This window comes from Halorubrum halophilum, assembly GCF_000739595.1.
GTDB classification, from domain to species: Archaea; Halobacteriota; Halobacteria; order Halobacteriales; family Haloferacaceae; genus Halorubrum; species Halorubrum halophilum.
In genome coordinates this window covers 1-8,111 of the sequence record NZ_BBJP01000077.1, presented here as the reverse complement: position 1 = coordinate 8,111, position 8,111 = coordinate 1, and the positions used below count along the sequence as shown (strand labels likewise).

Annotated in this window: 8 protein-coding genes and 2 pseudogenes; 2 read left to right on the top strand and 8 right to left on the bottom strand. The window is 48.7% G+C overall.

The genetic code is table 11. From position 1 onward, the window contains the following. Nucleotides 1–11 precede the first annotated feature (11 nt). The 3 genes and pseudogenes from ACP96_RS18915 to ACP96_RS15825 form a co-directional block, all read right to left on the bottom strand. Nucleotides 12–164: pseudogene (locus ACP96_RS18915) on the bottom strand (ISH3 family transposase); the annotation flags it as partial. 44 nt (nt 165–208) lie between these two features. Next, a pseudogene (locus ACP96_RS19970) lies at nt 209–304 on the bottom strand (restriction endonuclease); the annotation flags it as partial. Between the two features lie 251 nt (nt 305–555). After that, complete coding sequence (locus tag ACP96_RS15825; protein WP_050034065.1) at nt 556–1,242, bottom strand: nucleotidyltransferase domain-containing protein; 687 nt, start codon at nt 1,240–1,242, stop codon at nt 556–558. Between the two features lie 127 nt (nt 1,243–1,369). Between ACP96_RS15825 and ACP96_RS15820 the strand changes: the two genes are divergently transcribed. Both ACP96_RS15820 and ACP96_RS15815 read left to right on the top strand, forming a co-directional pair. Beyond that, nucleotides 1,370–1,783: a helix-turn-helix transcriptional regulator gene (locus tag ACP96_RS15820; RefSeq protein WP_050034064.1), complete on the top strand. Its 414-nt coding sequence runs from the start codon at nt 1,370–1,372 to the stop codon at nt 1,781–1,783. 124 nt (nt 1,784–1,907) lie between these two features. After that, nucleotides 1,908–2,231, top strand: coding sequence for a hypothetical protein (locus ACP96_RS15815; RefSeq protein WP_050034067.1), 324 nt, complete (start codon nt 1,908–1,910; stop codon nt 2,229–2,231). A gap of 291 nt (nt 2,232–2,522) precedes the next feature. Here ACP96_RS15815 and ACP96_RS18270 read toward each other — a convergent pair whose 3' ends face one another. The 5 genes from ACP96_RS18270 to ACP96_RS19040 form a co-directional block, all read right to left on the bottom strand. Continuing rightward, nucleotides 2,523–3,752 (bottom strand): Cdc6/Cdc18 family protein, encoded by a 1,230-nt coding sequence (locus tag ACP96_RS18270; RefSeq protein ID WP_082222604.1) that lies wholly within the window; start codon nt 3,750–3,752, stop codon nt 2,523–2,525. A 1,388-nt stretch (nt 3,753–5,140) separates the two neighbouring features. After that, a complete protein-coding gene (locus ACP96_RS15805; protein ID WP_050034062.1) occupies nt 5,141–5,860 on the bottom strand; it encodes a hypothetical protein in 720 nt (239 codons plus the stop codon). A 64-nt stretch (nt 5,861–5,924) separates the two neighbouring features. Continuing rightward, nucleotides 5,925–6,626: a protein phosphatase 2C domain-containing protein gene (locus ACP96_RS15800; protein ID WP_082222603.1), complete on the bottom strand. Its 702-nt coding sequence runs from the start codon at nt 6,624–6,626 to the stop codon at nt 5,925–5,927. Nucleotides 6,627–6,661: 35 nt separating this feature from the next. Then, nucleotides 6,662–7,132 carry a hypothetical protein gene (locus tag ACP96_RS15795; RefSeq protein WP_050034060.1) on the bottom strand — a complete coding sequence of 157 codons (471 nt, stop codon included), beginning with the start codon at nt 7,130–7,132 and terminating at the stop codon, nt 6,662–6,664. Nucleotides 7,133–7,495: 363 nt separating this feature from the next. Further along, nucleotides 7,496–8,111, bottom strand: a 616-nt coding sequence (locus tag ACP96_RS19040; RefSeq protein ID WP_161785369.1) for a hypothetical protein, incomplete at its 5' end; no start/stop codon positions are given.

The window sequence follows — 8,111 nt, the reverse complement described above, 5'->3', positions numbered from 1 at the left end:
AACTACCTCGCGGCGCTGGCGCCGGCGAGGACCTCGTACAACGTCTCTGTCGTGACCTTGACGTTCTCGTCGAGATCTATCGCAAGCTCTTCGTTGAGGCTGTTGACGACAAAATTAAGGAGGTGCTCTTCTTCTATCTCGCTGTCTGCTTCGGTAGCTTCCACACCCTTCCCAAGCAGACACTTTCACTCAAACCCGATGTGATCGACTGAGCCTGGCGGACGTTTTCATAGCCGAGATTGCGGAAGACATCCTCGATCAGATCCTCGAACTCAAACCCAGAGAGATCGTCTAGAACAGCCATTCTAAGGTACGGATAAAGTCCAGTTCATCTGACAAATATGTTGCCGTCTCATCGTGATCTATCCTCAAGACGGTGAACGTCGTTCCTGCTGTCGTTCATATGCCGCAATTTTTTGATCCGCTCATTTGTCGGTGGATGCGTCCGGAACAGCCAACATTCGAACTGATAGAGTCGTTTTCGAAGCCCCCAGTACGAGGGCTCTCTGTTCCCATCCGGACCAAGCATCAACTGCCTCTCTGAGAGCCTCCGGATCACCCATCACCGTGAAGAATCATACTACGGACGGTGTCAAATTCATCTGTTTGATAGACTGCGATACCATCGTGAAGAATTTCTTGGAGCTCCTCAGCGTACGTCGGGATTCCTTGGAGAGCCTCGACATCAATATCGAACGCATATCGATCCCCGCCAAACGTGTCTTCCTCAAGTGATTGCCTGATGTGGTTCGCCTGTCGTTGGTTGCTCGGTCGGTCTTCACGAACCAACACCCAGAGATCAATATCGCTGCGTCGGTCAGCCTCACCACGAGCAACGCTTCCATACAGAACGACAGCGAGGACACCATCAAGTTTAGTACGGAGTTGGTCAGTCGCACCCTGTACCGGCGCGTGGAACTCCGACTGGGGAATTCCGAGGAATGGATCGTCTGGAATAGTGAGCCGGTCACGGTTGATCTGTACAAGTCGGCGGGGTCCGTCGTGTTCTTCGATAACGAGATCGTTCCTGGAGAGTGTATCAACCGTCTTGGTGATCGTCGGTCGCGTGTAGCCAATTGCGTCAGCAAGGTCTGTCATCGAAAACGACTCATCATGATGCCGAGTTAAAAAGAGAAGAGTATCAGCTGTCGCATCTCCACTGAGTAAACGATCGTCTTGGAGTGGTAGATCGATGGATATCTGGATACCATCAACGGAGGTACTGTTCGTATCTGTTTGCATTGTAAAGTACTCTTTAGCGTTGCCTATTTAATCTAATTAATAAATCACCATCTTAATTAGATGTGGTTTACTCTAGAGTTGTTTACTCAAGGGTAAACTATTGCCGCCAAGCCGTGTATCGTGACGTATGAGCACCGAGCTGGGAACAGTTGAGGGGATGGGATCCCGCGAACTCGTCCACTTCGTCACTCAACAGACGCTGTTCGCCCTCGTCAACAACATCCTCGAGCACCCTGACCAGTTGCCCTCAATGTACGAACTCGAGGAACTCAATCCCAGCGTGAGTGATGCCACCGTCTACAAGCATATCCAGAAGCTCATCGACGCCGGCATCATCAAGGACGTCGCCCTAGACACCGACCAGCGCCGACAGGGCTACCCCTGGAAGTTCTACGGACTCACGGAGGAAGGTCGGGAGTTCCTAGAAGAGCACAATCTGCTCGCTGCGGAGGAGACGCTCCAGCAGATCTACGACACCCTCTCTGACAAACCCGAGAAGATGGTCAAGTACGAAAACGGACCACGTCCAGACGGCGTCTAACAGCACGATCTATTCCTGAGTAGTTTTGCAATTCGTACTCTGTATCCCGTGACGACGCGATATCTGATTAACCAACAAACCTATGCTGATACGCGCTCTGTTGGTTAACACGAGGCGACCGCTGATGTCCTACGAGCCACCGACGCCGCCAGCAGAACTCCCGACAGACATCGTTAACACACTCAACGGCTACTCTTCGGATCAGCTCCAACAGGTCGCACGCTACGCCGAGGAGTTGGCAGAGCACAAAGCTCGCGAAGCCCGCCTCAAAGAGAACTCAGATGAGGATGAGATTGACGAGCGGCCGGACGACCTTCCAGACGACGTCCCGTCGAAAGCCACGATCACAATCAAGGAAATCAACGACAACCGCTACTACTACTGGCAATGGCGGGATGGAGACAAAATCCGATCTCAGTATAAAAGCCCAGTCAATCCAGACGAGTAGAACGAGTTACTGACCGGATCCTGGGGTCAACACCCCGTGTGCAAAGTGAAATTCTATTAGTTTGAGCGAAGATCGTGCGCCAATGAAGGCAACCTTACAATTCCGGTCGGGCAACCGACTGACGTACTGACATACCGTCAGAACAGGAAAGACAGGCCACCCCAGGTGTCGAGTGTAAATAGGTGTTAAACGGCGTATCATGCCGTATAGACGTTATATGAAATTCGTAGAATTCGTCATCCCGAGAAACAGAGAGAGAGACACCCCAACTGTCGAGTGTAAAATCGTGAATTATCTGTTAGTGGAGAATCGCTGATCAGATTCAATAGCGCTTTGTACGACTTCGGGTTCCTCAAGGAGGTAATAGAAATTGGTCATTCCCTTCCCACGACCACGGCCAACCCGATCTGTGACACCAAGAATATCGAGAAAGGCCTGTTCGTTCAGCCGGTCAGACATCCGCCTTTGTGAGAGCGGGTCAATATCCAGTGATTCAGTGAGTTGCTCATATCGTTCATAGATTTCACGGGTGGGGAATTCTTCTTGTTTGCTCCCGTCTGCGATCAATGAAAGAGCATATACTGCGGCTTTCGACTGTGTTGGCTGGTCTTGAAGCAGCTTCGAGAATCGATCGATATCTGCTTTTTCCCGCGCATTTCGGACATGCTCTTCTCGGACAACGTCACTATCATCGTCTTTCGCGAGTTCACCTGCATTTCGAAGAATATCGAGTGCTTTTCGAGCGTCACCATGCTCCTGTGCGGCGAACGCAGCCGCAAGGGGAATCACATCATCGGTGAGAGCGCCTTCGCGAAACGCATCCTGACGATGACGCATAATTTCGCGAAGTTGGTTTGCGTCGTAGGGGGGAAAAATGAACTCACGCTCTTGGAGGCTACTTAAGACTCGCTCATCCAGAGAATCTTTAAATGAGATTTTGTTGCTGATCGCGAGGATCCCTACCTTACACGAATCAATCTTTCCAGCTTCCCCAGCTCGGGAGAGTTGCATTAGCACGTTGTTCTCTTGGAGTTTGTCGACTTCATCGAGAATAATGATGACGACGTCGTGGAGGCTATCGAGAATCTGCCAAAGGCGATCGTAGTACGCATTCGTCGATAACCCTGAAAGAGGTACAGAAATATCTGTTACATCTGGTTGGTTAAATGTTCGAGCGAGTTTGATGACGACCTGTGTCTCTGTCGTTGCTTGAGTACAATCGATATATGCGCGATCGAGTCTCGTACCCTGCTCGTGGGCGAAGTTTTCAGCACTCTGAGTAACGTGTTTAGCTACGAGACTTTTTCCAGTTCCTGTCTTTCCGTAAATCAGCGTATTTCTAGGCTTCCCACCTCTGATCGCGGGATGGATACTGTTGGCAAGATTAGATATCTCATCCTCGCGACCAATAATCCGTTCTTCGTCTGGGATATGTTCGATGTCGAGGAGCTCTTTGTCCGCAAAAACCGGGTCCTCGCTTTCCCAAATTGAGTCAAGAGAACTCTGTTTCTCGTTACTCATTTGGGTAATCGACCTCGGAGCGTCCGCCTCATATTACACACGACGGTCGGTGTAGTATATAAAACTATGTCTTCATCACACACCATCCGTCGAGTGTAAATACTGGAATACACCGGTGATAGAGTCTAGAAAAAGGGAATATGAGCGTGTAATTCAAAAAGAAGGAATGTAGAGCACCACTCCACGTGTCGAGTGTAACAGCGATAATTTCCCAGTTTTCAGTTGTTGGGGAGAACGTACGTACTCGAGAACACACACTCAGACACACACCCCGGGTGTCGAGTGTAAATTATCCACGCTGGCTGTGTCAGTCCTGCCGACTAATCGTTAGAGCGCACAAGAAGGCAGATAACACGGAGATCAATACCATAGGCAGCCAAAACAAAGGTTCTGGGACGGTTACTAACTGTCTTACAATCTATCGAAAGGTTCTGTCTTCTTTTCTCGCCATCCACTTATAAACAGAATGTTATTAGAATCTATACTTCACCGAAACTGTCTCTACTATCTGATCTCTATTCTATAATTGCCCACACAATAAAATATATAAACTATATATAGATAGTAGTAGTAGTAGTAAGACTACTATAAAATGGAGTCTCGACACCTCTTTTCCGGGAAAATAGCAGCTAACGACACTCGCTGTACTGGAGATTGCCAAGTAGCAGCCTACCGACCTACCAATTTACACTCGACACCCGGGGTGTGTGTGGTACCGTCCACAGAGATCACTCGTCGATGACAGCGTAGGGACTACTGTTTGAGTGCTTGTTCGAGGTTGTAAACGATGGCAGTCAATACGAGCTCGCGGTACCATGCACGAGGGTGGACAGCGGGGCCGAACCGACGTTTGATGGCCGAAAAGGCAGTCTCGGCCATCCAGCGCTTGCCGTATAATTCGCTGTCCAACCGTGAGTTGTGGGCGTTATCGTACGTAGCGAACAGCCGTTGGCACAGTAAAGGCCAGACGCCCTCTGAACGGAAGGCGTCTCAGAGAGATTGGTCGTCATAGCCCTTTTTGACGCCGAGATCTCTATTTTTCGGTGTTGTGAAGGGCAACTCGACGGCCAGTTTGCGTGTCGTGGGGCTAGTGTGTCGAGCAGTGAAGATTGGGGATGGCACACGAGTTTGTATCGACTAGTGCCTTCGTTTTGAGTGTATATCTGTGGCGATCCGAATGGCGTTGGTAGTGTCTCGATCCCGTTTCGCGGTCAAAGAACGTGGCATCGATGGCTCCATGCGAGCCCGGATCGCAGATGTTTGCACACTCCCAAAAACACACGCCACTCCGACATGTGCTCCCTCTCAAACAACCGGTATCGTGTTGAAGATACAGGAAACCGCGAGTTGTAGATGTATTTGAAGTGTGGTTGGGACTATTTACACATCTAATAAATGCCCCAGTCTTGGTACTCGTCGTACCCCTCACCACTTTTATCAGAATTAACAGTCGAGAGGTCCTCAAACTCGTCTACTTGGTCGGTAACACGTTCGACATCAGTAACGAGTTGTTGGATAACTGATTCGGTCCGATCAAGCTCTTTTGGTGCGACTTTGTCATCGTGCTCATCAACCGTTTCTAGTAAATCTGCAACTGCGTCAACAACAGAACCTGCTAGGATGAGCGCCTGTGATGGAGGGTGTTCAAACTCGCAGAGCCTCGTTTCCCCGGAGTAAACCTCAAGTGCAAGTCTGGGTATATTCATCGAATCAGAATACCGTAACCCACGCGTAATTGACGGACTCGGATTGTAGTAACTGTACGTCGTCTCAGTAAAGACGAGTTCAAGCTCGGACGCCAGGTCTTGATATCGCTCACCGAAGGATTTGAGATCCTCTATCGGTGGTGATTCGGCTTCATACTGTTCTTTAAGATCTTCGTAGAACTGCTCCATCTCAAGTACGGTGAAGACAGCCACCTGAAACACTTGATTCTCTTCACCTGCCAAAGAGCGGAGCTGCTCCCGTGCTGCCTCGTACTCTCCCAACATCTGTTTCTCGTGAACCTCGTCTAAAATTCGGCGGAGTGACGCTTCATTACGGAGGAACCGTTCAACCAACTTTCGCGGTGGCCCCCAGTCGTCACTTTCAGTGTCGCTCTTCGTCATACGATGTTGTGGATATGTCTCTCAAAAAAATCTTCTACCTGTTTCTGCTCATATCGATTTTCTGCTAGCTCAGAGTATACAGTGCTACTGTAATATTATCGCTGCCGCCGCATCTGTTCGCGTAGTCCACTAGGTTTCGAGAGGCATCACTGATAGAATCTGCCTTAGAAACCACCTTCTGAATCCTATCATCACTCAATTCATCAGTCAAACCATCTGTGCACAACAGTAGAGCGTCGTCTTGAGAAAGGTTGAGTTCGAAGGTGTCGACCTGAATTTCGTCATCACGGCCGCCAACCACGTTGTAGAGATAACTTGATTTTCGACGATGTCCAGCCATTCCATGATGTTCCGTCTCGACGTGGTCATCTGTGATCTGATTGATCTCGTTGTCGTTGATCAGGTATGCTCGACTGTCACCGGCGTTCCCGACAAGGGCTGTCTCGTCTTTGATGACGGCTGTAACGAGAGTCGTACCCATTCCACCGAACTCATCTGGATTCTCTCTCATTTTCCGGTGGACGGCGTCTTCAGCATCCTCAAAACACATCTGGATTGTCTCTCTATCTAGATCACCAGAGTTCAATTGTTGGAACGATTCGCCGAACGTCTTTGCTGCGACTTCGCTGGCGACGTGGCCAGCGTTGTGACCACCTAACCCGTCAGCAACCACCAACCCAAACACTTCATCGAGCTTGAAGCTGTAGCCATAATCCTCGTTCCGGTCCCGCTGTCTTCCTTGGTGTGATCTTGTTGACCGAGTCATAACTCTGCTTCTAGTTTTTTGTATGCATATCTACTTCATTTCGACTGTAGTTTCTCCACAACTTCTTTTTCTTTGTACTGTTCCTCGAACAGGTCTTCCCAAGCGTTCTCATTGAAGCCATCCAATTTGACCCTTTCAAACTGATTCAAATTCACCTGTAGCTTACATTCGCTACACTGAGCGATCCCGTCAACTTGGACAACTTCTACGCCAACGGCAGGATGTTTCTCCTCTGTCGAAACTTGGTCCTCTTGAGCTCGGAACACTTCTTTGCTGCCACACCCCGGACAAACATACTCTGTCCCAATCAAGACATCACCGGAGCTAGGATTCACAGCCCCACGATAATACTCAAGAGCCGCCAGTAGGTGTTTCATTTCGCCACCTTCTACCCTGATATCAACTTGCTCGTCCTCTCTTTGCTCCAATATTTTGTTCATCAATCGGCAAACTGTGTTGAACCACTCCTCTTTGTCCATCTCATTCTGAACGTCCTGCTCTCCCATTGCTTCCAGAAAGGTACAGGCCGACGTATTAACGATTATCTGATTTCTACCGATGACTATCTGATTTGCTCGGGATCCTCAAATTAAATATATCTGTTATAAAACTGCGTAAGATCTCAGAGGCCGATCAAAAACAGACTGCGTAAACGCCATTTTATTATCACGTAAAATTCACTTTACGGACATTATCCGGCAACAAATTCCTAGAAATGTGCGTAAACGATTACGCACATTCGATCTCCTAGATGCAGACTATAGTCTTTGTACCTGTGCGTAATCGACTTTTAGAAAATTATTGCCTCTCCAGTAGTAGTATTATAGTAGGGGGAAGGAACCTAACCACGGGAAAACGGGGTTATTTGGTCAATTGACTCTTACTGGAGAAATATCAGATACTGGGTACAAACTTCGATGGTTGCCGTCGAACGCAGCAACCTGGTCCTGGAGAGCAGTTAGCGTTGTGACTTTGTCGATGCCTGAACACTCATACTCCGGATCGTTTTGACTTCGAGCAATATACTCGTTGAGCGTCTTGATCGAGTAATTCCACGGTCTCGTATACAGGGCGTTGATCAGCGAACAGTCCACTTGTTCATCGTGATGTAGGCTGTTGAGAGATGCCGCAGCATGGTGCCGATCATCAAATACCCAAATATACCGCTGATCTGGCTTTGATGCGAACGATTTGTATTTTCGTGAGAGCATCTTGTGATTATTATGGTTAGTCACAACTTCACCTCCCCATCTGTCCCAGTTTGTTTTTACAGACGTTCCAACTACATCCACTGACTCAACTGATCTCCAGTATATATCAGGCGCAACTTTATTCGTAACATCGGGATATGGACTCACAGTATGTTCAGCCCACATGTTGATCGTTTTTAATCTCTCAACACCCATCCGGTGTCTGAGAGATTCGTTCCAATCTCCAACAAGGCCAACGCTCTCATTGATTGAACGTAGTTGGATAGCGTGACCA